This window comes from Saccharopolyspora spinosa NRRL 18395 (assembly GCF_000194155.1).
GTDB lineage: Bacteria > Actinomycetota > Actinomycetes > Mycobacteriales > Pseudonocardiaceae > Saccharopolyspora > Saccharopolyspora spinosa.
The window spans coordinates 3,762,544-3,789,059 of the sequence record NZ_GL877878.1; the positions used below are offsets into that span (position 1 = coordinate 3,762,544).

31 protein-coding genes and 2 pseudogenes are annotated in these 26,516 nt (G+C 69.2%); 20 read left to right on the forward strand and 13 right to left on the reverse strand.

The genetic code is table 11. The features are described 5' to 3' along the window. Positions 1-288: 288 nt before the first annotated feature. Positions 289-744 carry a DUF4383 domain-containing protein gene (locus SSPN_RS44500; protein ID WP_010697037.1) on the reverse strand — a complete coding sequence of 152 codons (456 nt, stop codon included), beginning with the start codon at positions 742-744 and terminating at the stop codon, positions 289-291. 594 nt (positions 745-1,338) lie between these two features. On the opposite strand from SSPN_RS44500, the gene SSPN_RS0118665 reads away from it, so the two are divergent. From SSPN_RS0118665 to SSPN_RS44510, 6 genes are all read left to right on the forward strand, one after another. Then, positions 1,339-1,839, forward strand: a complete 501-nt coding sequence (locus SSPN_RS0118665; protein WP_101376550.1) for a GNAT family N-acetyltransferase — start codon at positions 1,339-1,341, stop codon at positions 1,837-1,839. Beyond that, positions 1,836-2,303 carry a GNAT family N-acetyltransferase gene (locus SSPN_RS0118670; protein ID WP_010697041.1) on the forward strand — a complete coding sequence of 156 codons (468 nt, stop codon included), beginning with the start codon at positions 1,836-1,838 and terminating at the stop codon, positions 2,301-2,303. Before SSPN_RS0118665 ends, SSPN_RS0118670 begins: the two co-directional genes overlap by 4 nt. A 28-nt stretch (positions 2,304-2,331) precedes the next feature. Further along, entirely contained in the window at positions 2,332-2,859 is a 528-nt protein-coding gene (locus SSPN_RS0118675) for a GNAT family N-acetyltransferase (protein ID WP_010697043.1), read from the forward strand. Between the two features lie 100 nt (positions 2,860-2,959). Further along, positions 2,960-3,214 carry a hypothetical protein gene (locus tag SSPN_RS49035; RefSeq protein WP_010697045.1) on the forward strand — a complete coding sequence of 85 codons (255 nt, stop codon included), beginning with the start codon at positions 2,960-2,962 and terminating at the stop codon, positions 3,212-3,214. Positions 3,215-3,268: 54 nt separating this feature from the next. Further along, the gene (locus SSPN_RS49040) at positions 3,269-3,724 is read left to right on the forward strand and encodes a P-loop NTPase fold protein (protein WP_158309591.1); all 456 of its coding nucleotides are present in this window, start codon (positions 3,269-3,271) and stop codon (positions 3,722-3,724) included. Positions 3,725-3,751: 27 nt separating this feature from the next. Next, positions 3,752-4,240, forward strand: coding sequence for a SixA phosphatase family protein (locus SSPN_RS44510; RefSeq protein WP_010697047.1), 489 nt, complete (start codon positions 3,752-3,754; stop codon positions 4,238-4,240). A 306-nt stretch (positions 4,241-4,546) separates the two neighbouring features. On the opposite strand, the gene SSPN_RS0118695 is transcribed toward SSPN_RS44510, so the two are convergent. From SSPN_RS0118695 to SSPN_RS0118705, 3 genes are all read right to left on the reverse strand, one after another. After that, positions 4,547-6,061: an MFS transporter gene (locus SSPN_RS0118695; RefSeq protein WP_010697048.1), complete on the reverse strand. Its 1,515-nt coding sequence runs from the start codon at positions 6,059-6,061 to the stop codon at positions 4,547-4,549. A gap of 613 nt (positions 6,062-6,674) precedes the next feature. After that, entirely contained in the window at positions 6,675-6,875 is a 201-nt protein-coding gene (locus SSPN_RS0118700; protein WP_010697049.1) for a hypothetical protein, read from the reverse strand. Positions 6,876-6,960: 85 nt separating this feature from the next. After that, a complete protein-coding gene (locus SSPN_RS0118705; protein WP_029535480.1) occupies positions 6,961-8,106 on the reverse strand; it encodes an FAD-dependent monooxygenase in 1,146 nt (381 codons plus the stop codon). A 372-nt stretch (positions 8,107-8,478) separates the two neighbouring features. Between SSPN_RS0118705 and SSPN_RS57735 the strand changes: the two genes are divergently transcribed. Both SSPN_RS57735 and SSPN_RS0118715 read left to right on the forward strand, forming a co-directional pair. Then, positions 8,479-8,682 carry a hypothetical protein gene (locus SSPN_RS57735; RefSeq protein WP_010697052.1) on the forward strand — a complete coding sequence of 68 codons (204 nt, stop codon included), beginning with the start codon at positions 8,479-8,481 and terminating at the stop codon, positions 8,680-8,682. Next, positions 8,670-9,051 (forward strand): annotated as a pseudogene (locus SSPN_RS0118715) (ATP-binding cassette domain-containing protein); the annotation flags it as partial. The gene SSPN_RS57735 and the pseudogene SSPN_RS0118715, both read left to right, overlap by 13 nt. Before the next feature lie 154 nt (positions 9,052-9,205). Here the strand turns inward: SSPN_RS0118715 and SSPN_RS0118720 are convergent. From SSPN_RS0118720 to SSPN_RS51315, 3 genes and pseudogenes are all read right to left on the reverse strand, one after another. Beyond that, positions 9,206-10,528 (reverse strand): MFS transporter, encoded by a 1,323-nt coding sequence (locus tag SSPN_RS0118720; protein ID WP_010697055.1) that lies wholly within the window; start codon positions 10,526-10,528, stop codon positions 9,206-9,208. Between the two features lie 298 nt (positions 10,529-10,826). Further along, positions 10,827-11,993: a cytochrome P450 family protein gene (locus tag SSPN_RS0118725; RefSeq protein WP_029535481.1), complete on the reverse strand. Its 1,167-nt coding sequence runs from the start codon at positions 11,991-11,993 to the stop codon at positions 10,827-10,829. A gap of 155 nt (positions 11,994-12,148) precedes the next feature. Continuing rightward, a pseudogene (locus tag SSPN_RS51315) lies at positions 12,149-12,268 on the reverse strand (CoA transferase); the annotation flags it as partial. Positions 12,269-12,569: 301 nt separating this feature from the next. On the opposite strand from SSPN_RS51315, the gene SSPN_RS0118735 reads away from it, so the two are divergent. Together SSPN_RS0118735 and SSPN_RS0118740 are read left to right on the forward strand one after the other, a co-directional pair. Next, positions 12,570-12,833 carry a hypothetical protein gene (locus SSPN_RS0118735; protein ID WP_337466338.1) on the forward strand — a complete coding sequence of 88 codons (264 nt, stop codon included), beginning with the start codon at positions 12,570-12,572 and terminating at the stop codon, positions 12,831-12,833. Further along, the gene (locus SSPN_RS0118740) at positions 12,830-13,996 is read left to right on the forward strand and encodes an NAD(P)/FAD-dependent oxidoreductase (protein ID WP_010697063.1); all 1,167 of its coding nucleotides are present in this window, start codon (positions 12,830-12,832) and stop codon (positions 13,994-13,996) included. Before SSPN_RS0118735 ends, SSPN_RS0118740 begins: the two co-directional genes overlap by 4 nt. Before the next feature lie 29 nt (positions 13,997-14,025). Here the strand turns inward: SSPN_RS0118740 and SSPN_RS0118745 are convergent, their stop codons facing one another. Together SSPN_RS0118745 and SSPN_RS49045 are read right to left on the reverse strand one after the other, a co-directional pair. Beyond that, on the reverse strand, positions 14,026-14,712 hold the full coding sequence (locus SSPN_RS0118745; protein WP_010697065.1) for a dienelactone hydrolase family protein: 687 nt from the start codon (positions 14,710-14,712) through the stop codon (positions 14,026-14,028). A 202-nt stretch (positions 14,713-14,914) separates the two neighbouring features. Next, the gene (locus SSPN_RS49045) at positions 14,915-15,118 is read right to left on the reverse strand and encodes a type 2 periplasmic-binding domain-containing protein (RefSeq protein WP_010697067.1); all 204 of its coding nucleotides are present in this window, start codon (positions 15,116-15,118) and stop codon (positions 14,915-14,917) included. Between the two features lie 179 nt (positions 15,119-15,297). Between SSPN_RS49045 and SSPN_RS54990 the strand changes: the two genes are divergently transcribed. Both SSPN_RS54990 and SSPN_RS62745 read left to right on the forward strand, forming a co-directional pair. Further along, positions 15,298-15,525, forward strand: a complete 228-nt coding sequence (locus tag SSPN_RS54990; protein ID WP_143539538.1) for a hypothetical protein — start codon at positions 15,298-15,300, stop codon at positions 15,523-15,525. A gap of 20 nt (positions 15,526-15,545) precedes the next feature. Then, positions 15,546-15,998: a dihydrodipicolinate reductase C-terminal domain-containing protein gene (locus tag SSPN_RS62745; protein ID WP_420187973.1), complete on the forward strand. Its 453-nt coding sequence runs from the start codon at positions 15,546-15,548 to the stop codon at positions 15,996-15,998. A 97-nt stretch (positions 15,999-16,095) separates the two neighbouring features. Here SSPN_RS62745 and SSPN_RS0118765 read toward each other — a convergent pair whose 3' ends face one another. The 3 genes from SSPN_RS0118765 to SSPN_RS0118775 form a co-directional block, all read right to left on the reverse strand. Then, the gene (locus SSPN_RS0118765) at positions 16,096-16,497 is read right to left on the reverse strand and encodes a DoxX family protein (protein WP_010697073.1); all 402 of its coding nucleotides are present in this window, start codon (positions 16,495-16,497) and stop codon (positions 16,096-16,098) included. A 100-nt stretch (positions 16,498-16,597) separates the two neighbouring features. After that, complete coding sequence (locus SSPN_RS0118770; protein ID WP_010697075.1) at positions 16,598-17,674, reverse strand: J domain-containing protein; 1,077 nt, start codon at positions 17,672-17,674, stop codon at positions 16,598-16,600. Positions 17,675-17,748: 74 nt separating this feature from the next. Beyond that, positions 17,749-17,985 carry a biotin/lipoyl-containing protein gene (locus SSPN_RS0118775; protein WP_029535482.1) on the reverse strand — a complete coding sequence of 79 codons (237 nt, stop codon included), beginning with the start codon at positions 17,983-17,985 and terminating at the stop codon, positions 17,749-17,751. Between the two features lie 799 nt (positions 17,986-18,784). Between SSPN_RS0118775 and efeU the strand changes: the two genes are divergently transcribed. Genes efeU through efeB form a run of 3 tightly spaced genes read left to right on the forward strand, consistent with a single transcriptional unit; the run spans position 18,785 to position 21,971 of the window. Continuing rightward, entirely contained in the window at positions 18,785-19,630 is an 846-nt protein-coding gene (efeU, locus tag SSPN_RS0118780; protein ID WP_010697079.1) for an iron uptake transporter permease EfeU, read from the forward strand. Then, complete coding sequence (efeO, locus tag SSPN_RS0118785; RefSeq protein WP_010697081.1) at positions 19,627-20,742, forward strand: iron uptake system protein EfeO; 1,116 nt, start codon at positions 19,627-19,629, stop codon at positions 20,740-20,742. The genes efeU and efeO overlap by 4 nt, the downstream gene beginning before the upstream one ends. Continuing rightward, positions 20,739-21,971 carry an iron uptake transporter deferrochelatase/peroxidase subunit gene (efeB, locus tag SSPN_RS0118790; protein WP_010697083.1) on the forward strand — a complete coding sequence of 411 codons (1,233 nt, stop codon included), beginning with the start codon at positions 20,739-20,741 and terminating at the stop codon, positions 21,969-21,971. The genes efeO and efeB overlap by 4 nt, the downstream gene beginning before the upstream one ends. Before the next feature lie 236 nt (positions 21,972-22,207). On the opposite strand, the gene SSPN_RS56850 is transcribed toward efeB, so the two are convergent. Next, entirely contained in the window at positions 22,208-22,360 is a 153-nt protein-coding gene (locus SSPN_RS56850) for a hypothetical protein (RefSeq protein ID WP_010697085.1), read from the reverse strand. A gap of 411 nt (positions 22,361-22,771) precedes the next feature. Here SSPN_RS56850 and SSPN_RS0118800 point away from each other — a divergent pair, with 411 nt between their 5' ends. The 5 genes from SSPN_RS0118800 to SSPN_RS0118820 all read left to right on the forward strand — a co-directional run bounded on the left by SSPN_RS0118800 (position 22,772) and on the right by SSPN_RS0118820 (position 26,233). Next, positions 22,772-23,251 (forward strand): cation:proton antiporter regulatory subunit, encoded by a 480-nt coding sequence (locus SSPN_RS0118800; protein WP_010697087.1) that lies wholly within the window; start codon positions 22,772-22,774, stop codon positions 23,249-23,251. Positions 23,252-23,257: 6 nt separating this feature from the next. Then, on the forward strand, positions 23,258-24,403 hold the full coding sequence (locus tag SSPN_RS0118805) for a cation:proton antiporter (protein WP_010697093.1): 1,146 nt from the start codon (positions 23,258-23,260) through the stop codon (positions 24,401-24,403). A gap of 155 nt (positions 24,404-24,558) precedes the next feature. Further along, a complete protein-coding gene (locus tag SSPN_RS0118810; RefSeq protein WP_143539537.1) occupies positions 24,559-24,780 on the forward strand; it encodes a hypothetical protein in 222 nt (73 codons plus the stop codon). Between the two features lie 24 nt (positions 24,781-24,804). Continuing rightward, positions 24,805-24,942, forward strand: a complete 138-nt coding sequence (locus tag SSPN_RS59980; RefSeq protein ID WP_010697099.1) for a hypothetical protein — start codon at positions 24,805-24,807, stop codon at positions 24,940-24,942. Between the two features lie 562 nt (positions 24,943-25,504). After that, a complete protein-coding gene (locus tag SSPN_RS0118820; protein ID WP_010697101.1) occupies positions 25,505-26,233 on the forward strand; it encodes a Mut7-C RNAse domain-containing protein in 729 nt (242 codons plus the stop codon). Positions 26,234-26,516 lie beyond the last annotated feature (283 nt).

Here is a 26,516-nt window from a genome sequence, read left to right on the forward strand (position 1 = left end):
CCGCACCACCACATCCCGGACAGCCGCATAGCGCCCGAAAACGGCCACCGGACCCGAGCAGGCGGCTGGCCACCACTACTCGATCCTGATCCGTTGCCGCAGCGGCGCCGCGGCGGTCCGTCCACGACGGCGGCAACCGGCCGATTCCGGTCGATGCGGCGGAAAGCACCAGTTCGAGCACCTCCGCACCCGATCGCCGGAATGCCCTGCCCGGCGAGGAAACGCGACAGCGCCCGCAACGTCCCGGTCGCCGGATCGTAGGCCGTGGGCGCACTCCCGGCTCCCACCTCAGTGCCTGGCGACCAGGCGGCGACGTGGTCGGGCCGGGCGGGGCGTCGACTCGACTCCGCACAGGATGATGAAGCCCAGCACGGCCAGCCCCGCGTGCATGAAGTTCTCGGCGGGGTGCAGCAGGAACGGCGTTCGCCCTTCGCCCGCAGTGCTTTCCGCAGTGCCGTAGACGAACAGCAACACGCCACCGACCATCTGCAGCGTGGCGAACAACGCCACCCCGCGCCGCCACGGAGCGGCGAGCAGCGCCAGCACGCCGACGATCAGCAGCAGGACGCTGTGCGCCGTGTTGAGGTGGAAGACCGCCAGCACCGGGACGTCCCCAGACGCCCGCCAACCGCCATTCGCCAACCCCAGCAAGCCGAGTAGGACCAGCACCAATCCCTCCGCGCCGAGCAGCAGCTGCCAACGCGTCTCCGGGCGCCGCCAACGCGAGGCCCAACGGGAATCCATCGACCACCTCCGGGCAGGTTCTCCGCTACCGAATGCCCGTTGTGGACCGATCGAAACCTGCCGCCGGGGCCCGTTGACCCCGCTTGATCGGGGCTGTATTTTCCACGGACCAAACGCCTGCTTCACGGATGTGAAAACGCAGGTTCTCCGCGCGGCCCGGAACTGCGCGGGTCGGCACAACGGGGTGTTCGATGGGAACAAGTGTCGCGTCTGACGAAGACCCATACCGTCTGACCGCCGAGGGCATCATCGAAAACCCTGGACTGGCATGACATCCCGGCGCGGCGGCGCTCCGTGAGTCAGCGGCCACAAACTGCACACTGTCGCCGAGTTCCTTCGCGACCTCGGTGCCCTGCGAGCTGGGCAGGTCGCGGATGGTGACCTTGACACCCCGACTCGACCGGCTTCTGGGTGGCGGCCAGCCCCAGACCGGACGCCCCGCCCTTCACCGCCGCCGGAATACCTTCCAGGCGCATGCACAGATCCTTTCCACACCGGTGCGTTCGGCTCGTTGAACGCACGCCGGTCGACGCAGGTCAAAGTCCGGTTCGCGAACAGAGCCGAAAACCTGGCCTATATTTGGTGGACAGACCGATGAGAATGCAATACGTGAACCAGCACTGGACTGTCGAACCGGTCGGCGTGGGCGAACCCGTCGTCGTCGGGCTGCTGCGCGAGTACACGGACGAGATGGCCAGCAGGTACTACGGCCGCCCGGCCACCGAGGCCGAGGTCGACGAGGCGATCGCGGAAGACCCCAACGACGGCCTGCACCCGCCGAAGGGCGTGTTCCTGCTGGCCCGCAACGGGGCGGAGCCGTTCGGCTGCGTCGGTATCCGCCCGCTCGAACCCGGTCTCGCCGAGCTCAAGCGGATGTACGTGCGGCCGCAGGCCCGCGGCCTCGGTGTCGCCGCCCGGCTGCTGGGCGCCGTCGAGCAGCACGCGCAGGACCTCGGGTTCCAGGCGATCCGCCTGGACACCCGCGATGATCTCGTGGAGGCGCGCAACCTCTACGCCAAGCACGGTTTCCGAGAAATCCCGGCATACAACAACGGCCCTTACGCCGAGCACTGGTTCGAGAAGAAGCTGCCATGAACGGGAAACTCGAGCGGCTGACGCTTGCTGACGCAGGCGAAGTGCTGACGCTGCAACGCGCGGCGTACGTGACCGAAGCGCAGGCCCACGACGACGTCCAGATGCCGCCGCTGACGCAAACCCTCGACGACGTGCGTGCAGACCTCGCCCGGCCGTCCTGCATCACCTGGGGCTTCCGCGAGGCGGGGCGGCTGGTCGGCTCGGTCCGCGTGGAGCTCGACGGGGCGACGGCAGCGCTGGGCCGCTTGATGGTCGCTCCCGACCGGCAGGGTCACGGCCTCGGCACGGGCCTGCTGCTGCACGTCGAGCGGAATCTTCCCCGGCAGGTAGCGGCGATCGAACTGTTCACCGGCGAGCACAGCACCGCGAACCTCCGGCTCTACCGACGCATGGGCTACGAGGAGACGCACCGAACCCCGGCGGGGACCTACGAGTTGATCCACTTCCGCAAGCACCTGCGGTGAGCCGGGCGATTCGTCGAAAGGCGGCGGCATGGGTGATATCAGACCGCAAGTGATCCCGACCGAACGGCTCGGGCTGGTGCCGCTGCGCATCGACCACGCGGAGGAGATGTCGAGCGCGCTGGCAGACCCGGCGCTGTACGACTTCATCGGCGGTGCGCCGCTGACGCCGCAGGAACTGCGGTCCCGCTACGAGCTGATGCTCGCCGGCTCACCGGATCCCGAGGTGTCCTGGTGCAACTGGGTGATTCAGCTCCGCGACGAGCCGCGCCTCGTCGGCACGGTCCAGGCGACGATCACCCCCGCCTACCCGGGACCGGTCGCCGAGATCGCCTGGATCGTGGGAACCGACTGGCAACGCCGAGGCATCGCCAAGGAAGCGGCGCGAGGCCTGGTGGACTGGCTCCGCCGAAAGCCGGTGCGCGCGGTGCTCGCCCACATCCACCCGGACCACCGAGCATCCGCGGCGGTGGCAACGGCGACCGGTCTGGAACCAACGGGCCAATGGCACGACGGAGAACTGACCTGGCGCCTGACGCTCAACCACGACGCGAGCTGAACCTCCCTCCAGTTAAGGGGAATCTTCCCAATAGCACAGGTTCGTCAATTCCCGTTCCCGACGACAGCCGCATGCCATACTGCCTGCTCCAGGTCCGGCGGTGGCGTTGGAACAGTCGGCGGAAGGGCGGTTCGTGGTGCTCAACGACCAGCCTGTCGAGGCAACCGGGGAGGACCTGCTCGACGCGACGGGCACGGCACGCGCATTGGTCGATCTCATAACCGATTCTCACTCCTCCACCCCGTTCACGGTCGCCATCGACGCCGGTCGGGGCATGGGCAAAGACATGGGCAAAGACAGCCTGATGCTGCTGATGCAGACCCAATTGGAGGGCCGAGACACCCCAACTCCGTGATTCAACGCCTAGCCCCCTGGTGCGGACGCGCAGAAAGTTCTGATCAAGTCGGTGGTGCTGAACTTCGACCGCAACATCGTGCGGCGTGCCTACACCCGGCTGGCGAAGCGGCGCCGGGTCGTCGGAGTCGTTCGGCTACTTTCCAAAGTAGTGCTCAAGTTCTTCGGCGTGCATCGATTGGTCGACGACCTCGGGCGTCAGTTGTCGGTCGATGCCAAGTCGCGCAACGAGATACGTGACGTCGTGCACGGCATCGCGAAGGACTGGAAGGCGAACAGCGCAACGGACGGCTACCAGCTGGTGGTGTTCATCGACGACCTCGACCGCTGCTTCGGCGACGTGGTCCTGGCGGTGCGCGAAGCCATCAAGCTCTGCCTCGACGTGCCAGGACTGGTGTTCGTCTCAATACGGAATCGGCAGCGCGCTCAGACTCCCGGCGACTCACTGCACCGGATTCCGCGATGCGGAAGCACGATGATCGGCTCGGACCGGTTACGGTGGGACCAGTAGTCCCGGCGAGCAGGTGGGCGGCACGACATGACCGATGCGCAGCGGAAACTGGTGCTGATCCGGCACGCGAAGTCGTCCTGGCCGGACGACGCCGACGACTTCGACCGGCCGCTGGCCGACCGGGGCCGCCGCGACGCACCCGAGGTCGGCCGGTGGCTGCGCAAGCACGCTGCGGCGATCGAGGTCGTGCTGTGCTCCCCTGCGGTGCGCGCCAGGCGGACCTGGGAGCTGGCCGCCCCGGAGATCCCGGCCGAACCGACGCTCAAGTACGACGACCGGATCTACGCGGCCTCGGCCCGCGAACTCCTGGCGGTCATCCACGAGATCCCGCCCGCGGTCATGATGGCGGTCGTGGTCGGCCACAACCCTGGCTTGGAAGACCTGGCCGAACTACTCACGGGCGAACCGGCGGAGCTGAAAACAGCGGCGATCGCGCTCCTCTCCAGCCCCGCGGAGTGGTCCAAGGTAGCGGATTCCTGGGCAACCGACGCGACCTACGCCAAACCCCGCGGCTAGCGGCTGTTTGGGAACTCGTTCTGCCTGGAGGTTCCGGTGGCAGCCCCAGCCGGAGTGTTGCGGTTCCGCCTCGCCAACCCGTGTGGAGCGAACGGACTGTTCACCTCGATAGGTGGCACGAACAGTCCGTTCACCCCATTCACCCGACACAAGCCCAGGGCCTCTGGTGTGGAGCGAACGGACTGTTCGCCTCAGTAGTTGGCACGAACGGTCCGCTCGCTTCAACCCGCACATCCAAAGCAGCCCCCAGCCCCGATCAGGCGACCGGTTGAGGGCAGCAGGTGTGCTGTCCGGCTGCGGTCGTGGTCAGGTGACGGGCAGGGTGTGGGTCGTCGAGGCCGTGGCGGTGGCGTAGTCGCCGAGTCGCGGCATGGCTGGACGCCGGGCTACCAGCAGCGCGAGCACTACGCCTGCCGCGGCAAAAGCCGCGAGCGCGATCGACGCTCGCGACAGTCCGGCTGCGAGTGAATCCGCGATTGCCGCGCCTGCGTTTTCGCTTCTCACGGCGGCCTTGGCGTAGATCCCGGCAACGACAGCCGTCATGACCGCGCCACCCACGTAACGCGCCATGTTCGAGATTCCCGAAGCAGCTCCCACCTGCTCGGGTGACACGGCCGCCGTGGCGACCGACGAGGCCGGGGAGTTGGAGAGGGCCAGCCCGATCGCAACACCGAGCAGCGGCAGCACGAACGCGTCATAACCCCACGACGGCCGAACTCCGGCGAGCACCACGAACGAGGCCGTGAGGATCGCGAAGCCCGCAACGATGACCGGACGCGTGCCGAAGTAGTGGGCCAGCGGGGCGACGAGCGGCGCGATGAGCACCACCGCCGCGGCGACCGGCAGCATCGAAAGCCCTGCTTGCAGGCTCGTCATGCCGAGGGTTTCCGGTGCTTGGAAGTACAGGCTCACGAGGAAGCTGAGCGCGGCGATCGCCCCGGCCCCGATCAGGATGGCGCCGGTCGCGCCCACGAGGAGCACGTTGCGCAGCAGCCGCAGGTCGACCAGCGGGGCGCTCACCCGCCGCTCGACCACCGCGAACCCGACACCTGCCAGCGCCGACGAGATCAGGCACACGAGCGTCGGTGCCGACAGCCACCCCCACGAGGAGCCCTCGGTCATGGCGAACACGAACGGCACGAGTGCGGCGGCGACCAGCACGGTGCCCAGTAGATCGATCGTCCGGGGGCGGTTCGGGTCGCGTGATTCCGGAACCGTAACAAGGGTGACCAGAATGCACACGACGGCGATGGCCGCATCGATCCAGAACAGGCCTTGCCAGCCGGCGACCTCGTTGAGCACGCCGCCGACCACCGGGCCGGCGGCGGCCCCGGCGGCGGCCGCCGCGCCCCACAGGGCGACGGCCTTCACCTGTGCGTTGCCGGAAGACGTCACCGAGAGCAGGCTCAGACCGCTGGCGAGGATGGTCGATCCGGCTGCGCCCTGGATCAACCGCCCGAGGATCACCTGCAACCCGGTCCCGGCGAAGCCGATCAACACGCAGGAGATCACGAACAGGACCAGACCAACCTGGAACATGCGTCGACGGCCGAAAACGTCACCCATCGCGCCGGAAGTGACGATCACGGCAGCCCCGACGAGCAGGTACCCGGTCACCGCCCACTGGAGCGTCGCGACGGGTGTCCCGAGGTCCGCGCTGATCGACGGGAGCAGGATACTCACGGCAGATGTATTCGCATTGACGATGAAAGTGGACAGGCACGTCGTCGACATGACACCCCAGCCGGGGCGAACACCGGGCTCGGTACCCATCGCGGCCCTCGCCTGCCCGTGCGGCGTGGTGGAGTCGGGTTCGCTCATGGCCATATCGTCGGCCAGCGCTGGTGCCGTCCACAGATCCGAACGACCCAGTTAGAAACCTTCGCTCCGCGTGGAAGGGCGGAGAGTTTTTCCCGAAGATCAGCGGAAAACCATCGCACTGCCCTTGCGCCGAAGGCGGCAGACGCCAAGGGCAACGGCGAATCGAACACGCCACGCCAGCAGAACACGACCGAGACCGAGACTGTCCACTGTCCACACGAACCCGAGCGACCTGAGACGCTACGCCCAGAACAGCCGTGACAGCAACGAAATCCCGTACAACGCCGAAACTTGCCCAGAACCCGCGGCCAATTCCTGATGGGTGAAGGGACGCCTTTGACCGGCTTGGCTTGGATCCGCGGGTGATGGGTTGAGTTTGTGCTGGTGGGGCCGTGTTGCAGTGGGGCAGATGGCCGCTGGCCCGGGATGATTGTTCTTGCGAGAGAGGCAACTGTCCGCGAGGCGGGACGGCATCTGCTGGATGCACCAGTGCCACCGGTGCGGTGGTCCCGGTCTGGCGCTATCACGCGGTGTTCACCGAATCTTCTTTCGACCCGATCATCGCCGAAGCGCAGCACCGAGGCCGGGGCCATCGAGCAGGCCTTCGCCGATCTCAACGGTTCGACTCCGGCCCACCTGCCTCGGTGGCCGGCCCGGAAGTGACGGCCTGTTGTCGCGCGGCGAACCTGGACATCCGCTCGGCAAAGCCGTCCAGTGCGCCGAATCGGATCGCCACGGCGTCGGCACCGGCCTCGGCGAAGGCGCGGACCCGCTCGATGATCTCGCCGAGCTCCAATGGAACCGGGAAGATCAAGAAGGGCGACTTGTTGGAGCGGGCTCAGACCTTCGTGGAGGACGCCTGAAGACTCCCGGATCTACCCGCCCAGTTCCCGCGCCTACTAGGCGCGCAGCCCCTCGACCAGGGACGGAGTCCAGCTGCTGACCCACATGAACGTCTTGATCGCCGCGCCGCTCGGGGCGAGCCGCGCGGCGGTGTCGCGCAGCGCGACCGCGACGGGGTTGGCCAGGAACGGGCCGAATCGCCCGGCCAAGTACGAGGCCCGTGCGATCTGCTGGGTGCGCGGACGGCGCTCGGCGTCGTAGTGCGCCAGGGCGTCGGTCAGGTCTTCGTACCGGGCGCAGGAAGCGGCCAGCACCACGGCGTCTTCCAGCGCCTGGCAGCCGCCCTGACCGAGATGCGGTGTCATGGCGTGCGCGGCATCGCCGAGCAGCGCCACGTTTCCATCCACATACGATTCCAGCGGGCCTCCCAGATAACGGATATCGTTGCGCAGCAGCGATTCCGGCGGTGTCGCGTCGATCAGCTGCGGGATGGGCGAATGCCAGGACCCGAGGCGCTCCTGGAGGAACGCGTGCTCGTCGGGGTTGCGGGCGTCTTCGGGTGCAGACATCGCGGTGTACCAGTAAAGCTGGCCGTCAACCAACGGCACGACGCCGAACTCCGCGCCCCTCCCCCAGCTCACGGCGATGTCGGTGTGCTCCCGGCGCTCGCAGATACCGCGCCACGCGGCGAAACCGGTGTAGCGGGGGATCGGCGCACCCGGCCAGTACTGCGCCCGGACCTGGCTGTTGATCCCGTCGGCACCGATGACGAGATCGGCGGGCGGCAGGTCCAAGCCCGGCACCGAACCGTCCCGGCCGACAGCGGTAACGCGGACCCCGGTGTGCAGGGAATCTGCCGGTAGCGCCGCCAGCAGCAGTTGGTGCAGCTGGGCGCGGCGCACGCCCAGCATCGGTCGTCCGAGCTTCCGCTCGATCAGCGCACCGTCCAACCGGCCGAGCCACCGACCGCTGCTGGTGCGCACCCCGGCGGACTCCTGCGGCTTGCCCAGCTCGCGGACCCGCGCACCGAACCCGAGCGCCTCCAATGCGCGCAATGCGTTGGGCCACAACGTGATGCCCGCCCCGATCGCGCTGATCTCGGCGGCCTGCTCGACCACCGCCACCCGCCAGCCGGTCCGGTGCAGGCCGACAGCCGCGGCCAGCCCGCCGATCCCCGCACCGATCACAGTCGCGCTTCGCACCGCTCCACGCTACGCCACGCCGCGCCGGACGGTTGCCGATCCGGCAATGCTGCGTTGTCTTTTTCTGCTGGTCGCGCAGCGTACGGTGTGGTTGAGTTTGCGAATCCAAGTCGCGCATCTGGTCTGGAAAACCATTGGCACGCAACAATTGCGGGAACGCATCGCGGTGACCCGGGAAGCGGCGGTCGAACGAGCAACGCAGTACTTGGACTCCGGCGCATTCCGCGCGGACCTCGCGCGCGGGTCGCGTTCCGCACCGAGAGCGAGGATCCGCAGCGGGCGGAGTGCTGCGGCACTACCTCGTCGACGAGATCATCCCAGCCGTCGAGCGGCTCGGCTGCAGCGCGCGCATCGTCGACAACCCGGTATCCGGTGGCGGGCCGTTCCTGGTCGCCCACGAGCAGCGTCGCCGCCACCCGGCTAGACCTGGAAGACGGCTGGGGCCGCTGGGCGCTGGAGTCGCTGCGGCGCGCCACCGACGCCAAACCGGCGCCGCTGCCGAACCTGAGCGGCACCCTGTCCGACGACGCCTTCGCCGAAGTGCTCGGGCGGCCCAAGATCTGGACGTCGGGCTGAGCTACCTGCGCATCGGCGAGCCTCTGACTACCTGTCCGGCGGCGAACGGCAGCGCCTGAAGCTCGCGATCCACATGGCGGAGAAGGCGGCGATCCTATGTCCTCGACGAACCGACGACGGGGTCTGCACCTCGCGGACGTGGACCAGCTGCTCGCGCTCCTGGACCGCCTGGTGGACGACGGCAACACGGTGGTCGTGATCGAACACCACCAAGCGGTGATGGCCCACGCGGACCAGCTGATCGACCTGGGTCCTGGAGCAGGGCACGACGGCGGCCGGATCGTCTTCTTCAGCACCCCGGCGGACCTGATCTCAACCAGCGACACCTTAAGGGCCCAACACCTCCGCAAGTACGTCGCCACCACCTGACGGATTCATGGGTGATGGGCACCCGCGACCCAGCGACCTGGTCACGGGTGCCCTGCGCTGTTCACCGAATCTGGTTGCGCACCAAGGCTCGAAGTAGGCGAAGGGCACCTCCGGGCAAGTGAGTTGCTCGAAGGCGTCCTTCACCCGTCGCTGATCAGGCGTGGACGGTTGCGCGGGGCAGGTCAAGGTCCCAGCGGTGGCGGGTCAGTACCACCGGCACACCTTCGCCTCGGGCCTCCGCCGCGAACACCGCCGCTCGGGCCCGGCGCCACCAGACCGCCGTTCGGAACGCGCCGAACAGCAGCATCGCCACCAGCGCCAGCATCGCCACCCGGTACTCCGAGCCGCCCGGCATGCCCTGCGCCAGGTCGAGGACCAGACCCACCAGCAGGACGCCGAGCGCCGTCGCGGAGTGGCCGCCCGCGTTCGCCACGCCGGTCGCCGTCCCGACCTGGCGGACCGGGTTGTAGTCCCGCACCAGGGCGAACGCCACCGCCGAAACCGGGCCACCCAGGGCGAAGACCAGGAACACGGCCGCGATAATCGCCAGCGGCGGGCGCCCCTCCGGCCAGCCCAGCAGCACCACCCAGGACAGGGCGTTGAGCAGCAGGTAGCCCATCACGATCCACATCCGGCACTCCGGGCGGCGGCCGATCAGCGCACCCACCACGGGCCCGCCGACGACCTGCCCGATAATCAGCAGGCTCAGCAGCACGCTCGCCGTCGAGGCCGGCACGCCCAGCCCGTTCACGAGGTACGGGAAACCCCACAGCAGGGTCAGCGCACCCGAAACAAACATCGTGCAGAAGTGCGCCCAGAACGCCAGCCGCGTGCCCGGCACGGACCACGCGTCACGCACCTGCTGGAAGACCGCACCGCTGCTGCGCGGTTGCGATCCGCCGAGCGAGGCGTCCCGCACGACCGTTGCGGTCACCGCCGCATAGCCGAGCGTCAACGCGCCCACCAACAGAAACGTCGCCGTCCAGCCCATGTTCTGCAGTGCCAGCGCGAGCGGGAACGTGGCCGCAACACCGCCCAGCGCCCCCAACGCGCTGGATATCGTTGCCACCAGTGCGTAGCGGCGGGCGGAGAAGTGCGCCGCGACCAGCCGCAGGATGCTGACCCACATCAACGCATCGCCCAGGCCCAGCACCGCGCGTGCGAGCAGACCCATCGGATACGAATCGGCGAGCGCGAAAAGCATTTGCCCGGCTCCCAGCAAGGCCACCGCGACGGTGATCACCCTTCGGGAACCGAAACGGTCCACCAGCAATCCGGTGGGAATCTGCATGCCGGCGTAGATGCCGACCTGCAGGACCGTGAACGCGCTCAGCGCGGCCGGTCCGACGTCGAACCGGTCGAGCGCCTGCGTTCCGGCGACCCCCAAGCTGCCTCTGTGAAATACCGCGGCGAGGTAGGCGACCACCGCCGCGCTCCAGATCCACCATGCCCGACTCTCCGGTCGGTCGGCAGCCACGAAAGACCTCCTTGTTCAGTTCTGTACAGCAAAGTCGACACCAAGATCATCGGTGATTGGTCGTTCAACAGGTCTGTCGCTGCGAGCCGACGCAGAGTTACGGGAAACGCACGTGCATTGCACCACACTTCGCACGAGTGTCCGTTTTCCCTGCCAAGATCGGAAACCCGGACCACCCTCCACTATGGATGATCATCGAGCTCCGCACGACCCCCAGTTTCAATTGAAACTGTGATCGGGCACGGCACGTCCGGGCACTGCATGTCCTGGCGTTCGCATATCAAGATTGGCGAGGCGCTTAGCCGCGCAGCGCGACCGGGAGCTCGACCAGCCGGCCTCCCTGGAGGCCGCCGATGGTGGTCTGCCGGAGCTCGCCGAACGGGACCGCGAGGCGGGCGTCGGGGAAGTCGGTGCGCAGCACCGCGGCCACCGCGCGCAGTTCGAGTTGGGCGAGATGGGCGCCGATGCAGTAGTGCGGTCCGGCGCCGAAGGACAGGTCTTGCCCGGACCTGCGGCCCGGATCGGTGTTGATCCCCTGGATGTCGACGAGCACCGGCGCCCGGGCGGGCAGCCGCACGCCGGCCAGTTCGACCTCCGCGGTGGTGAACCGCCAGAGCGTGAAGGTCGCCGGTGGGTGCAGCCGCAGCGTCTCGCGGACCGATTCGTCGATCGACTCCTCGTCCGGCGGGATCCGGTGCGATCCGCCCGCGAGCAGCCGCGCGATCACGAAACCGAGGGCGGCGTCGGTGGTGAGCTGTCCGGCGAAGATCAATCCGAACAGGTGGTAGTGCAACTGATCCCGGGTGGTCTCCGGCGGAACCCGGTCGCGCAGCTCGGCGGCGAACCCCCGGCTGTCGTCGCGGAGTCCGTCCCCCGCGAGCGCGGCGAGTGCGGCGATCGCCCTCCCCTGCGCGCCCGGGTCGGCGCTGAACATCTGCCGGCAGGCATCGGTTGCCCGGTCGACGTGGCCGAGGGGCACGCCGAGCAGGTCCAGCAGGACGGTGAGCGGGTAGCGGGTGGTGAAGTCCGCCGCCAGGTCGACGTCCCCGCCGCCCGCGGCGAGCCCGCTGAGCAGCTCCCGGGCGATCGCGTGGATCCGGTCGGAGTGCTCGCGGAGCCGCTTCGCGGTGAACAGCGGGGCGTGCGCGCGCCGCAGCTCGGCGTGTTCCGGCCCGTCGAGGGTGGTGAGGGATGGCTGTTCGGCGGCGGTCGGTTCGAGCCCGGCGCGCTGCCGGTCCCAGCCCAGGGGCGCGAGTGCGGGGTCCTTGACGATCCGTGGGTCGACGAGAACGGCACGTGCCAAGGCCTCGTCGGTCACGATCCAAGCCCGTCCCCCGGCGGGCGCGTTCACCTGGACGATCGGGCCTGCCGAGCGCAGCGCCGCACGCGCGGGATCCGGCTCGTCGAGACCGCGAGCGGTGGAGGCGAACGGGTCGACACCATCGGGGTGAGGTGCGTTGCGCATCGGGCTCTCCATGAGGTCCGGGATTCGGAGTGACTTCAACGGGTTTCGTCGGACGTCGGGAAGCCAGCGTGGTGGCGGACCGGTGGCATAGCAGCCGCCAATAGCTTCATAAGAAAAATACTTCACAGTGAAGCTATATTGGGTGGCGGTAGATCGCCGGTCGGCCGCTCGACCTTGATCATCCGGGTGCCCAGGTCGGCCAGTTGCCGGGTCGCGAACGGGGCGGCGACGGCCTGCTCCAGCGACACCACGGTCACGCCTTCCAGCGGAAGCATCGACCCTCCAGGCAAAGATTTGTACGGCCAATTGTTCGCCAAGATTGCCTGCCCGGAACGATGTTGTAAATGCCCCAACTCGGCCCCGCGAAGACATTGGCCGTACATATTCGTTTTGAGATTCGACCGTACTAAAGCACCATTGACCGGTCAATTGTGCGGGGGTTACGTCCGAGCTGGCCCAGGCCGGGCTGGCGGAGCGCCACCGGCGGCGTGGCACCTTCGTCGCCGGTGGCGCGCGGCAGGAGAACCTGGTCGAGTTCTTCATCGAGCAGACAACCTGTCCACAAAGGACTCCTGAATGCCGCAGGATAGGAGTAACCATGACCCAGCCACCCCGCCCCCGGTGCGCATCGGCACCTTCGCCGACGGCTTCACCCCCGACGAACACGCCCTGCTCGTTCCCAGGCACCTCAACGCCACCGTCATGACCGGTTTCTCCGGGCACGGCTTCAAGCTCCCGCTCGTCTTCGGCGAGATCGGCTCCGACCTCGTGCTCCGAGGCGGGACCGAACACGACATCGCCCACCTGGACCCCAACCGCGAACTTGTGAGGAACGCATGAAAATCGCCGTGATCGGGCTCGGTGTCCTGGGAGCGAGCGCCGCCCGCGCGCTGGCCAGCGCCGGAGCCGAGGTGACCGTGTTCGAACGCGTCGGCGCGCTCGCGGGAACCACGGGCACTTCGTTCGCCTGGACCAACTCGCACAACAAGAACCCGCGCCCCTACCACGACCTGAACGTCGCCGGGATGGCCGAGCACTCCGCGCTCGCCGAGACCCCCGGCGCGATGCCGAACTGGCTGGCCCGCACCGGAAACCTGGAATGGGCCGGGGACGAGGCGGGAGCCGAGCGGCTGGCCGCTTCGGTCGCCGAGCTCACCGGCCGCGACTACCCCGTCGCCTGGATCACCCCGCAACGGGCCCGCGAACTGGTCCCCGACCTGCGGGTACCGCCCACTGTCCGGGACATCGCCTACTACCCGACCGAAGGCCACATCATCCCGGCCCTGCTGGTCGCACGGCTGTGGGGCGAGGCCCGGGACCACGGCGCCGAACTGCGCTGCCCGGCGGCGGTCACCGGACTGTCCGAAGTGGATGATGGGGTCCGCGTCGAGCTCTCCGACGGCGCCGCCGAGGTCGATGCGGTGGTGATCGCGACGGGCCGCTGGACCGAGGAGCTGACCGCCGCGGCCGGGCACCGCGTCCCGATGGCGTCGCCGGACGTGGCGGGCTCGGCGACGGTCGGCCTGCTCGGCTTCACGAACCCGCTGCCCACCAGGCTCGACCGGGTGCTGACCACGCCGACGCTGAACGTCCGCCCGGACGGCGGCGGCCGCCTGGTCCTCCAGGGCCTGGACCTGGACGCGCACGCCGACCCGGCGAACCCGCCCGCCCCGGACTGCGACCACGCCCGCGAGCTGTGTGCGCGCCTGACCGACCTGCTCGCGGGCACCGAAGGCGTCCGCCTGGAGTCACTGCGCGTCGGCCAGCGGTCGATGCCGGCCGACGGCCTAACGGTCGCCGGATTCCTCAGCGACAGCAGCAAGATCTACGCCATCGCCACCCACAGCGGCATCACCCTCGGACCACTGCTGGGCAAGCTCGCGGCCCAGGAACTGCGCAGCGGCAACCCGGCGGAAGCCCTGGCCGACTTCCGCCCGCAGCGCCTGGTCGGCAAGTCCGGCCTGCCGACGTTGACACCCGCCCGCTTCGCCGGTCAGCAGTGACGGCGCTGCAAGCCCGCGCGAATCCGCCGTCAGGTCAGGTGGCGGCGGAGGAAGTCGAGGGTTCGGGGCCAGGCGGTTCGGGCCGAATCTTCTTGGTACGCCGCCGGATTCTGGTCGTTGAAGAACGCGTGCCCCGCTGGGTAGACGTGAATCTGCGGACGGACGCCGGACTGCTGCTGGATCTTGTCGCGCAGTTCAGCGACCGCGTCCACGCTGATGCTGCGGTCGTATTCGCCGAAGTGGCACAGCATCGGCGCCGTCAGGCCCGAGAAGTCCGTGTCCGCCACACAAGGCATACCGTAGAAGGGCACCACGGCGCCTACCCGGTCGCCCTGCTGCGCGGCGAGCACGATCGCGAACTTGCCGCCCATGCAGAACCCGACGACCCCGACGGCTGGACTTGTCACCGAATCGTGCGCCAGCAGGTAGTCGACCGCACCGGAGAGGTCCCGCGCCGCCTGGTCCACGGGCAGCTCCTTCATCAGCCGCGCGGCTTCGGCGGCGTCGTGCGTGGTGTGCCCGCCGTAGAGATCCGGGGCGAGCGCGACGAACCCCTCGGCCGCCAGCCGGTTCGCGACATCGGCGACGTGGTCCGTGAGCCCCCACCACTCCTGGATCACCACCACACCGGGGCCCGAACCGGACGGCGTCGCCAGGTAGCCGTGGGCGGTGCGCCCGTTGCTGGCGAAACTGACGTTCTGGTGCGGATTCGTCACGCTGGTACTCCTTCGTCCGGCAGGCCCCGACCGGCCCATCCTCGCGCCCGGCCGGGCTGATCGCACACGGTCACACCACCGGGTGCTCGCGGAGCCGACCCCGGCGAAGATCGACAAGGTATCGAGGACGACGACCACCTGCCTAGGCCCAAACGCATCACCCCAACCGCGCGAAACCGCTTGGGGGTGCATCGAACTGGCGTCACACGGCAGCGGCGACGACGCGGCGGGTGTGCTCCCGGAAGGTCGCGGCCGCCGGATGCGCAGGATGCGGGTTCCAGGCCAGGTGGACCGTGACGGGTGCGGCGTCGGAGCTGGGCAGGTACCGGATGCCGGGGTGCGGGTGGGCTGCCCGGTGGCCTTGGCCGTCGCTCCGGCAGCTTGCCCGCTGCGATCGGTCAGCCACTCGTCGGCGTTCGCCACCTGGAGAGTCGGGCGGGTGAGCTGCCCCGCAGGCCAGAAGCGGGCTGTGGTGGTCCCGGCGGTGGAGCACAGCGCGATGGCGCGAGAAGCGAGATCCGCCAGCGATACCGACGCTCCCGCGCTGAGCGCATCGTCCTCGGCGATGGCGGCCAGGCGGGGTTCTTGGAGCCACGGAAGGGCTTAGCAGGCGTCGTCATCGGGCACCGAGTGCAGGAGCGCCATGTCGATCTCACCGCGCTGCAGCGCCGCCTCCGGATCGTCAACGCGGCGCATCTGCGGGGGCACGTCCGGATGTTCGCGGTGTTATTGGCGCAGCAGCGGCACGGGGTGGCGGCCGAGCGCGCAGCGGCCTGTCCGCCGACGACTACGAGGAACTCGACCGCCTGGTAGAGCACCTCGGTCAGTGGGAGATCATCCACTTCGCCTCCGCGAGCAAGGCGGACGTTCCGAGCGGCACTTCGCACGAGCTCGCCGAAACCTCGGCAAGGTCCGCAGGCCCGACTCCGCAGGCCCGACTCCGCAGTGCCGACTCCGCAGTGCCGCTCCCGGACCTGCACGGCCCGGTCGAAGCGCGCGGCACCGAGATAGCGGGAACCAGGATCCACTCGGTCCACCTACCCGGTTTCGTGGTCACCACGGAGATCGTGTCCGGCAAGGCGGGAGAGAAGCTGACCATGCGGCACGACCCGGGAACCAACCCGGGCCCCTACGCGGCGGGGAACCCTACTGGCCATCCGCAAGGTCACCGAAACCCCAGGTCTGCGCCGAGGCCTGGACTCCCTGCTCTTCGAGCGGTGAGCCGAGGGGTCTCGCCGCCTTGGGGCAGCCGGGCCGACCGCCGGTTTCCGGCGGTCGGCCCGTAGAACTCTCCCTCGGCGACCGGACGAGGTTGCCTGCTGAACCGGCCGATCTGCGGGCCGAGGCCGGGGACACCGGCTTCCACCGGCAGGATGCTGCTGGTCAGCGACCGGCCAGGAACGGGATCGACGCGCGGCGTCCCCAGGCGACCGCCAGGAACACCACCCCCAGGACGAGCGGCATAAGCGCCATGCCCGGAGCGTGGAACGCGAACACCTGGGTGATCGTCGCACCGATCATGACACCGGCGAGGCCGAGCGCGGCCAGCCCGGCCAGTCGCGGCACGAGCAGGCCGATGGCACCCAGCAGTTCGAGAGTGCCGGTCAGGTACCGGAACCACTGCCCGAACCCGATCACGTCGAACATCTGGACCGCCGTCGGGTCGCCGAGGAGCTTCGGGACTGCGGCGAACACGAAGAACGCCGCGAGCAGCGCCTGTAGCACCCACAGCGCCACGTGCACGCCCCGCCGCTGGGAAACCGCCGCATTCGAACTGGTAGTCATGGCGTTGCGCCCTTTCCATGGTGTTGGTGTTGTCGACTACCCGTATCGACAAGCGGCGGAGCGAAAACTCATCGGCACCGGCGGAAGGAGTCGCGCCGGATCAGTCCCCGACGACCTGGTCCAGCACCGCCGTGAACACCTCGCGGTCCACCGATGCCGCGTCCTGCGCGAGCCAGCGGCCGATGTCGCGGACGAATTGGGCCGGAGTCATCGGGGAAACCGGGTCGTCGTCCTGCTCCACCGTCGTGACGTCACCGGCGCGGCTGGGGTAGATCAGCACTACGCCTCGGATCTCGACACCGGGCAGCAGCTCCTCGAAAGCGCCGATGCCATCCGGCAAGCTCGTCGTGCCGCCGCGGAACGGATGGCCGTTGCGCCACAACGCGCCCGTCTCGTCGGAGGTGTAGTGGCCGGGCAGCCAGCTCTTGGACTCCACCAGCACCAGCCGTCGCCCGCACAGCACCGCGTGGTGCACGTCCTCGAACACCGAGTCCGGCCACGCCAGTCCGTGGAACACCCGCACGCCCGGTAGCCGGGTCAGGTACTTCGCGCAGAGCTCGGCGGTCAGCTGCTGGGCCCGCTCGTCCTGCCCGTCCGGCAGGCCGAAGATCCGGCGGCCGCCGAACTCCGCGGTGAACGACCGGTCGATCCGGTGCGCCCGGATGTGCCGCCGCAGCAGCAGCACGATCAGCACGCCGGACGCCACCAGCATGGAAAGCCACGCGGCCAGCAGCATCGTGCTGAGCTCGACGGCGAGCCCGGCCAGCAGCAGCAGCGACCAGCCGCCGACCAGCGCCAGCGTCGGCGCGCGGTCCGGGCCGGTGGCCGGCAGGTAGCGGACCCGGGTGTCCGGATCGACGGCGTCCCACCACGGGAGGTCGTCCAAGCGCAGCCGTGGCATCTTCGGCACGTATGTCGGGTCTTCACCGAAATGCCGCCGCCTGCGCCGTTCCGCCGCTCGCGGGCGGTGAGCCGGTTCGTCCGCGCGGTCGTAGCTGGCGCGGCGCACCGGGTCGTTGAGCGTCTCGTAGGCTTCCTGCAGCAACCGGAAGGTTCCCGCGGTGCCGCCGACGTCGGGGTGCATGCTGCGCGCCAGCGACCGGTAGGCGGACTTGATCTCGGCTGCCGTCGCGTCGCGGTTCACGCCCAGCAGCTCGTAATAGTCGACCCCGCGCACGGTCCTCCCGCCTCCCAGCACTGCGCGGCCATGATAGGGCTTGCGCTGGATTCAAGATCAACCGCGTGGGGTATTCAGTCGGCTACTTCGGCGACTTCTTGTCCTGGGGCGACCTGGACCCCGTCGTCCAGCAGGAACCGGGTCACGGTGCCGCCGGATTCCGACTTCACCGGGTTGTAGGTCTTCACCGCCTCGATCACCGCGATGGTCTGGCCGGGGTCGACGTGGCCGCCTTCGCGCACGTACGGGTCGGCCTCCGGGGCCGGACACCGGTAGAACACGCCTGATTGCTGAGCTTTGACAGTGGACATATCGGTACCGTGCGCCCTCCCCCGCCGGGCCGCCAGTCGCCGCCTCGATTCCGCTCAACAATCGCTGGGGGTGCCGGGCGAGTTCCTTGCGGATCGGCATGACCAGCAGGGACGACCTCGCGCCTCGGTCAGGGACGAGCCTCCGCCGGCGCCCCGCCCGAGGAGCGAAAAAACCCGCTGACCTCCCGGTCAGCGGGCTCTTCCACGCGGGCGGCCGAGACAGCTCTCGCCGTCCCTCCCTTTTGACCACCCGGGACAGCCGCGCGGTCTGAGGTGGCGCCTTGGACCGGCACGGCTAGCTCTGCGGTCGAACGCCGGGACGACGGGCCGGGGAGCGGGGATGCTCCGGCGACCCACCCGGCACCGCCAGGTCGTCGTGGGCGGGCGATCACACCCGCCGATGCCCCGCCAGCCTAACCGATATTCCGCGCCCCGTGGAGCGAAACGTGACCCAATGCTCCCGGGCACCACAACCCGCACACCCGACGCAACTCGCCGAACAAGATCGAGGAATTCGCGATCCAACCTGCCGGAACCGCAGGTCGCTCCACAAAGGACAGCATCGAATTCCGGCCAGCGACAAATGATCTTCGGAGCCGGCGTGGCCGCCCCGCCCGGTTCGACCAGAAAGGTATTCGAACATTCCGGACATGCATCGAAAAACTAGGTCAAACCGGTCGAAATAAATCGTCGAGCCTGGTCGCGGCCGAGGTGTCATGGTGTTCACACTCATTTGACACCAAGGTGAGGCTTACCTAGTTTCTTGATGCCCGTCGATTGCCGGCAGAGGAAGATGCGAATGCTATTCAGCAATGCGTTGATCGGACTGCGAGAAGGCCTGGAGGCCGTACTCGTGGTGAGCATTCTGGTCGCTTTCCTCGTCCGCACCGAACGCCGCCGCGCGCTGCCGTTGGTCTGGGCCGGGGTCGGCGTGGCGGTGGCGCTGTCGGTTGGGCTGGGCGCGGTGCTCACCTACACCGCCGCCACGTTGAGCTTCGAGGCCCAGGAGGCCTTCGGCGGGATCGCCTCGATCATCGCGGTCGCCTTCGTCACCGGCATGATCTTCTGGATGCGCCGCGCCGGCCGCACCCTGGCGGCCCAACTGCGCGGACAGCTCGACGAGGCGCTGCAGCTGGGCCCGGTCGCCGTGGCCACCGTGGCCTTCCTGGCGGTCGCACGCGAGGGGATGGAGACCGCGGTGTTCTTCTTCTCCAGCGTGCAGTCCGCCGGCGGCGGCACCGTTCTGCCGCTGGTCGGGTTCCTGATCGGCATCACGATCTCGATCCTGCTCGGCTGGCTGCTCTACGCCGGGGCGATCAAGGTCAACCTGTCGAAGTTCTTCACCGTCACCGGCGTGCTGCTGGTCTTCGTCGCCGCCGGGGTCTTCGCCTACGGCGTGCACGACCTGCAGGAGGCCTCGCTGCTGCCCGGCCTGCACACCCTCGCCTTCGACGTCAGCGCGTACGTCCCGCCGAACTCCTGGTACGGCTCGCTGCTGAAGGGGATCTTCAACTTCTCCCCGGAGACCACGGTGCTCGAAGCCGTCGTCTGGGTCGGCTACGTCGTGATCGTGCTTCCCCTGTTCCTCCGCCCCCACCGCGGTGCCGCCCGGCCCGTCGAAACCCGCACCGGAGACGCCAAGTGACCACCAACGCCCGCGCCCTGCTACCCGCGCTCGGCGCGATCCTGCTCGCCGCCGGATGCGCCGGGCAACCCGCTGGCGACGCCCCCGGCGCCATCACCGTGGACGCCTCGGACGACGCCTGCACGCTGTCGGCGACCTCGGCCCCGGCCGGCACGATCCGCTTCGACATCACCAACAAGGGCAGCCAGGTAACCGAGTTCTACCTCTACGGCGAGGGCGACCGGATCATCAGCGAGGTCGAGAACATCGGCCCCGGCCTCAACCGCCAGCTAGTCGCTGAGGTGCCGCAGGGCGGCAAGTACACGACCGCGTGCAAGCCCGGCATGCGGGGCGACGGCATCCGCGGCGACTTCACCGTGACCGGCACGGCTGCCGCGCAGGGCGGCGCCGCGGCGCAGGCCGTCACCGACTACAAGCGCTACGTGGACGAGCAGGCCGATGAGCTCAAGGCCAGGACCACCCAGTTCGTCGCGGCGGTCAAGGCCGGCGATGTGGCGCAGGCCAAGCAGCTGTACGCCCAGGCCCGGATTCCGTGGGAGCGCATCGAGCCGGTCGCGGAGAGCTTCGGCGACCTGGACCCGCGGATGGACGGCCGGGAGGCCGACCTGGAGCCGGGCCAGCAGTTCACCGGCTTCCACCGGCTGGAGAAGGACCTCTGGGTCACCGGACCGCAGCCGGACACCCCGGCGATCGCCGACCAGCTCCTCGCCGACGTCGACCAGCTCGTGGCGCAGACCCGGACCGTCGAGCTGACCCCGTCGGGAGCCGCCAACGGCGCGAAGGAGCTGCTCGACGAGGTCGCCACCGGCAAGGTCACCGGTGAGGAAGAGATCTTCTCGCACACCGACCTGTGGGACTTCAAGGCCAATGTGGACGGCGCGAAGCAGGTGGTCACCGCGCTGCGCCCGGTCCTGGCCGAGAAGGACCCGAAGCTGGTGGCCACCCTTGACGAGAAGTTCGCAGCGGTGGACGCGCTGCTGGCGCGCTACCAGGTCGGCGACGGGTACCGGCTCTACAACGAGCTGACCCCGGAGCAGGTCAAGGAACTGGCGGCGGCCGTGGACGCGCTGAGCGAGCCGCTGAGCAAGACCGCCGGCGTGGTGGCTCGATGACCGGGGTCTCCCGCCGCCGGCTGTTCGGGCTGGCCGGTGCCGGTGTCGCGGTGGCCGGTGTGGGCACCGGGGCGGGATACGTCGTGGGCAGTCACGGCGACGAGGCACCGACGGTGCCGTTCCACGGCCCGCACCAGGCGGGCATCACCACCCCGGCCCAGGACCGCATGCACTTCGTCGCCTTCGACGTGACCACGACCGACCGCGCGGAGCTGGTCGCACTGCTGGCGGAATGGACCCGGGCCGCGGAGCGGATGACCGCCGGGCTGGAGGCGGTCGAGCACGGCGCGGTCGCCGGGCACGCCGAGGCACCGCCCGGCGACACCGGCGAGGCCCTCGACCTGCCCGCGTCCTCGCTGACGCTGACCATCGGTTTCGGCCCGTCGCTGTTCGACGGGCGGTTCGGCCTCGCCGACCGGCGTCCCCCGGCGCTGGTCGACCTGCCGCACTTCCCCGCCGACGCCCTCGACCCGGCGCGCAGCGGCGGAGACCTGTGCGTGCAGGCCTGCGCCAACGATCCGCAGGTCGCGGTGCACGCGGTGCGCAACCTGGCGCGCATCGGATTCGGCAAGGTCGCGGTGCGCTGGTCGCAGCTCGGGTTCGGCCGGACCTCCACGACCTCGCGATCGCAGAGCACACCGCGCAACCTGTTCGGCTTCAAGGACGGCACGAACAACCTCAAGGCCGAGGACACCGAGGAGCTGGACCGGCACGTGTGGGCCCAGCCCGGCGACGGCCCGGAGTGGATGTCCGGCGGCAGCTATCTGGTGGCGCGGCGGATCCGGATGCACATCGAAACCTGGGACCGGACGTCGCTGGGCGAGCAGGAAACCATCGTCGGCCGCACCAAGGGCAGTGGCGCCCCGCACGGCGGAGCCGACGAGTTCGACCGGGTCGACCTGCAGGCCCGCGGCGCGGACGGCGAGTTGCGGATCGCGGAGAACTCGCACATCCGACTGGCGGCGCCCGAAACGCACGGCGGGGCGCGGATGTTGCGCCGAGGCTACAACTTCACCGACGGCTCCGACGGCCTCGGGCGGCTGGACGCCGGGCTGTTCTTCGTGTGCTTCAACCGAGACCCCCGCTCCCAGTTCATCCCGGTGCAGCGCCTGCTGTCCAAAAAGGACTCGATGATGGAGTACCTGCAGCACAACGGTTCGGCGATCTTTGCCTGCCCGCCGGGAACCCAACCCGGAGGCCACTGGGGCGAATCCCTGTTCGAATCCTGACAACGGACGCCGAGCGCCAGAATAGCTCGACTCGTCCCGTTGGGTCGAAAGCCTCTTGTCCCACCGAGGAACGGGGGCAACCGTGGTCGGCATGAACTGAAGCTGCGGGCTTTGGGGTTGGATGCAGCGACGATTCCGGCCATTCACCCGCAGATAGATTTCGGGGACCACGACAATCGAACCTCCGCGGTCTCGCCGGGAGGCCACCCCACCCCTGGAACGCAGGCTGCGGGAGGCTAGGGAAGAAGGTCGGCCATGCGTAACAAGTACGCCAGGACGATCGCGGCACTCAGTATCTCGGCGGCACTTGCCGGTGGGGGGTTCGCCATCGGCACGACCGCGAACGCCGCCCCCGCCGCCGACAGCTCGACGGTTGCGACAGCCGCCATGCAAGTCCACTCGGCACGCCACTGCTGGTGGGTGCAGGGGAGCCGGCACCACGTCTGGCACCACGGCTCATGGAGCTGGGCGTCGACGCCAGGCCGCTGGCACTGCCGCTGATCATCACTTCGCACTGAAGGCCCCCGGAAACCCGGGGGCCTTCGTCAGCACCGGCCGGAAACCGGGCGCGGCCGACGAGGTCGATGCCGTCGGCCAACCGACCGTCCACATAGGCCCGGTACATGTCGGCGACCGCCCCCGGCAGCAGGTCGACCACCGCGCCGGCGAACCGCTGGTGGCCAGCAGCGGCAGACAACGCAGCTCGACCCCGGCCATCTCCGCGAGTCCGCCGGCAGCAACGCGCGTCACCGCATGTCGCGTACCCGGCGGGTGCGACGCGGCGGCGCGATGATGAGCGCATGGACGTCACCGAAGTTCTGCTCCCCGGTGTTGGGCTGCGGTACGAGTTCACCACCACCGATGGCCAGCGCATCGGCGTGGTGGCTCGGCGGCGCGGCGACTTCGACTTCGTCGCCTACCCCGGCGATGATCCCGACGATGTCCGGATGCTGTTCCGGCTCAGCGCGGAAGAGGCCGACGCGGTCACCGAGATCCTGGGCGCCCCGCGGATCGCCGAACGCTTCGCCGATCTGACCCGCGAGGTGCCGGGCCTCAACGCCGGCCAGGTGGAGGTGACCGCGAGCTCGGCGTTCGACGGCCGCACCCTCGGCGAAACACGCGCACGCACCCGCACCGGCGCGTCGATCGTGGCGATCGTGCGCGGCGAGGACGTCATCGCCTCCCCCGCACCGAGCCAGGGGTTGCTGGCCGGGGACATCCTCGTGGTGATCGGCACGCAGCAGGGCATCACCGGGGTGGAACGCATCCTGGCGGGATGAACTGCCGTGCACACCTCGATCGCCCTCCTGCTGGAACTGGGGATCGTCCTGATCGTGCTCGGTGCGATCGGCACGGTGACCCGGCGCTTCGGGGTGTCGCCGATCCCGCTGTACCTGCTGGTGGGGCTGGCGGTGGGCGAGGGCGGCATCGCGCCGCTCCCGGCGGCCCGCGACTTCGTGGAGCTCGGCGCGTCGATCGGGGTGGTGCTCCTGCTGCTGACCCTCGGCCTGGAGTTCTCCATCGAGGAGTTCACCGTGACGCTGCGCCAGCACGTCCCGTCCGGGCTGCTGGACATGGTGGTCAACGCCGCGCCGGGCGCGCTGGCCGGGTGGCTGCTCGGGCTGGACGTAACCGGCATCGTGGCGCTGGCCGGGATCACCTGGGTGTCGTCGTCGACGATCGTGTCCCGGCTGCTGGACGACCTGCACCGGCTGGGCAACCGGGAAACCCCGGCGGTGCTGTCGATCCTGCTGCTGGAGGACTTCGCGATGGCGGTGTACCTGCCGATCCTGGCGGTGCTGGCCACCGGCGGCACGGTGCTGCACGGACTGGCGAGCGTCGCGGTCGCGGTGGGTGTCCTGCTGCTGGCACTGGGTGCGTCGCGGCGCTGGGGGCACCGCGTCGGGCACCTGGTCGAGGACCGCGACACCGAGCAGCTGCTGCTGCGGATCGTCGGGTTGGCGCTGGTGGTGGCCGCGATCGCGGAGGCGGCCGGCACTTCGGCGGCGGTCGGGGCGTTCCTGGTGGGGCTGGCGCTGACCGGCCCGTTGGCCGACCGGGTGCGCTCCCTGGTCACGCCGCTGCGGGACCTGTTCGCGGCCGCGTTCTTCCTGGCGATCGGCATCTCCGTGGCCCCGCCCTCGCTGCTGCCGCTGCTGCCGGTGGCGATCGCGCTGGCCGCCGTGACGGCACTCACCAAGATCGGCACCGGCTGGTACGCGGCGGCCCGCGCCGGGGCGGGGCGGCGGGGCCGGTTGCGCGCGGGCACAGCGCTGATCGTCCGCGGCGAGTTCTCGATCATCATCGTCAGCCTGGTGACCGTCCACGACGCCCTCCTCGGGCCCCTGACCACCGGCTACGTCCTGATCCTGGCGGTGGCTGGCCCGCTGATCACCTGGTGGTTCAGCCCACCTGTCCGCCAACCCCCGTGACCCCCGGGCAGGCCGGTTTGAGCAGGCCGTGCACCGGCTCGGGCTGGCCGGCGATCGTGCGGCCCGGGGCGTCGTGTCGATCTTCGGGGTTACGCTGACCACGGTCTACGGCCAGACCCGGATCCAGTTCTCGATGCGACGGGATGGTGCCGAAGGTGCCAACCGTGCACCCGAAATGGCGAACCCCGGTGCGCAACATCCTGATCGTCCCGGCGTTCGCCGACGCACGTAGCCCAGCGCCTGCGGGCTGGCGAGCCCTGGCCACCGACAGGCCCGTGCCGCAGGAAGTCATCACCACCACCGCCTCCATGAGCGGCTGGCCACGGGCCAGGAGGATCGAAGGGCCGACGATCATCCGCCGACCCGAGCGGACCTAGGTCGGACGCGACGTCGAAAAGGCCGTGCGCGCCTACGAAGCCGCGCTGGTCGAAGCCGACGTCGCCGGACGCCCCGCACGACCGGACGAGGAACCGGATCACCTTCGCGAACTGCGGATGCGAATGATCCGGGCAGCCGAAGCGCTGCCGAGCATCCGCTGACCTCGGGATAAATGCGCCCACTGCAACGGCGAACGCGAAGTCGAGGCCGTCCAAGCCCACTACGGCGGACGCAGTTTCCCTGAGTTACTCAGCGGCTGGCGCCTCTGTCCCCGGTGCCGGGGCACGGGCCTCACGCTCGCCCTCCCGGCCTCGCCGGAGAGCATTCCTCACTGGCAGCGAACACGTGGTTGCCCACGGAAGTGGGGGCCTGAAACGTGATCCAGGCCATTTGGATCCCACGCCCTTGCCCATAGCCTTCGGCTGCTGGCGCCTGTGCGGATGGCGGTCACATCCATCTGGCTCACAGGCGCCAGCCCTGGGGCCAACTGGGCTGTCCCATGCCCTCCGGATCGAGGTGGATCCGGCCTCTTGGATCCCCCGAACGCACAACGGGCGATGCCGTCCTCGCATTAGCTGTCTGGAAAAACTCGCCCGGCAGCAAGCGTTCCCGTGAACACCTGAATCGTGAGGGACGTTCGTGAATCCGGCGGCTGCTGGCGTTCGGTGGTTCGGCGGGTGGCGGAGCCGAGCGGGATCTCCTGCGGCGGCCGACGATGGACGGGTGGTAGCCGAAGCGAGCGTGCGGGTGCGCATTGATCCGGAGCTGTGGTTCTTCGCCGCTCCACGGCATCGGGTGGCACGCCTCGACCTGCTCTACGACGGCACCGCGACGGTCGGGCACATCGCCGAATCGCTGGGCGTTCCCCTCACCGAGGTGGGCCGCTTCCTGATCGACGGCTCGCCCGCAACACCCTCCTTGCAACCGCATCCCGGCGCAGTGATCGACATCCGGCCCGTCGACCGGCCGCAGTCGTCGCCACCGCGGTTCGTGCTGGACGTGCACCTCGGGAAGTTGGCCCGCCGGCTGCGGCTGCTCGGCATCGACACCGCCTACCGCAACGATGCCACCGACGACGAGCTGATCCAGCAGGCCGAACGGGAGCGGCGGGTGCTGCTGACCCAGGACCGCGGCATCCTGCGCCGCCGGGTTCTGCGGGCAGGGGCCTACGTGCGGGGTGCGGACCCGGCGAGGCAGATGGTCGACGTCGTCGGCCGGTTCGCGCCTCCCCTTGAGCCGTGGACCCGGTGCACTGCCTGCAACGGCGTCCTGCACCCGGTGTCCAAAGAAGACGTCGAAGACGAGATCGAGCCGGGAACTCGCCGCCACTACGATGATTACGCGCGCTGCGAGGACTGCGCGCAGGTGTACTGGCGAGGCGCGCACTCCCGGCGGATCGACGCGATCATCCGGTCCGCACGCGCCGCGCACCCCCGGCCCGACCAGTGGTGATCACAGTTTCAATTGGGTGTGGCTCTTTTGAGGGGAGCTGTGGTCGGGGGGGTTGGGTGGGTGGTGATCATGAAAGGGGGGCTCCTTCTGGTTACGTTGTGGGTGTCTGACGTCCATCAACGTAAAGAAGGAGCCCTGTGGCAGGGTACGCGAACCACGATGTCGCCGGAGCGTTCGAATCCTCTCGGGCGGTGTTCGAGTCGATCATCACGGAGCTCGGCGCCGCTGACTGTGGCATCACGCATGGCGAGCTGGAAGAGCTGCTGACCGAGCGGTCCCGGCC

What these genes read in the sequence shown, in the direction of transcription:
- SSPN_RS0118775 (WP_029535482.1), bottom strand. Translation starts at nt 17,985, where the DNA reads ATGTCCACTGTCAAAGCTCAGCAATCAGGCGTGTTCTACCGGTGTCCG.
- SSPN_RS44500 (WP_010697037.1), bottom strand. Translation starts at nt 744, where the DNA reads ATGGATTCCCGTTGGGCCTCGCGTTGGCGGCGCCCGGAGACGCGTTGG.
- SSPN_RS0118670 (WP_010697041.1), top strand. Translation starts at nt 1,836, where the DNA reads ATGAACGGGAAACTCGAGCGGCTGACGCTTGCTGACGCAGGCGAAGTG.
- SSPN_RS0118735 (WP_337466338.1), top strand. Translation starts at nt 12,570, where the DNA reads ATGCCGCAGGATAGGAGTAACCATGACCCAGCCACCCCGCCCCCGGTG.
- SSPN_RS0118800 (WP_010697087.1), top strand. Translation starts at nt 22,772, where the DNA reads ATGGACGTCACCGAAGTTCTGCTCCCCGGTGTTGGGCTGCGGTACGAG.
- efeB (WP_010697083.1), top strand. Translation starts at nt 20,739, where the DNA reads ATGACCGGGGTCTCCCGCCGCCGGCTGTTCGGGCTGGCCGGTGCCGGT.
- SSPN_RS56850 (WP_010697085.1), bottom strand. Translation starts at nt 22,360, where the DNA reads ATGGCGGCTGTCGCAACCGTCGAGCTGTCGGCGGCGGGGGCGGCGTTC.
- SSPN_RS0118725 (WP_029535481.1), bottom strand. Translation starts at nt 11,993, where the DNA reads ATGCGCAACGCACCTCACCCCGATGGTGTCGACCCGTTCGCCTCCACC.
- efeU (WP_010697079.1), top strand. Translation starts at nt 18,785, where the DNA reads ATGCTATTCAGCAATGCGTTGATCGGACTGCGAGAAGGCCTGGAGGCC.
- SSPN_RS0118675 (WP_010697043.1), top strand. Translation starts at nt 2,332, where the DNA reads ATGGGTGATATCAGACCGCAAGTGATCCCGACCGAACGGCTCGGGCTG.
- SSPN_RS44510 (WP_010697047.1), top strand. Translation starts at nt 3,752, where the DNA reads ATGACCGATGCGCAGCGGAAACTGGTGCTGATCCGGCACGCGAAGTCG.
- SSPN_RS0118665 (WP_101376550.1), top strand. Translation starts at nt 1,339, where the DNA reads ATGAGAATGCAATACGTGAACCAGCACTGGACTGTCGAACCGGTCGGC.
- SSPN_RS0118765 (WP_010697073.1), bottom strand. Translation starts at nt 16,497, where the DNA reads ATGACTACCAGTTCGAATGCGGCGGTTTCCCAGCGGCGGGGCGTGCAC.
- SSPN_RS0118740 (WP_010697063.1), top strand. Translation starts at nt 12,830, where the DNA reads ATGAAAATCGCCGTGATCGGGCTCGGTGTCCTGGGAGCGAGCGCCGCC.
- SSPN_RS0118695 (WP_010697048.1), bottom strand. Translation starts at nt 6,061, where the DNA reads ATGAGCGAACCCGACTCCACCACGCCGCACGGGCAGGCGAGGGCCGCG.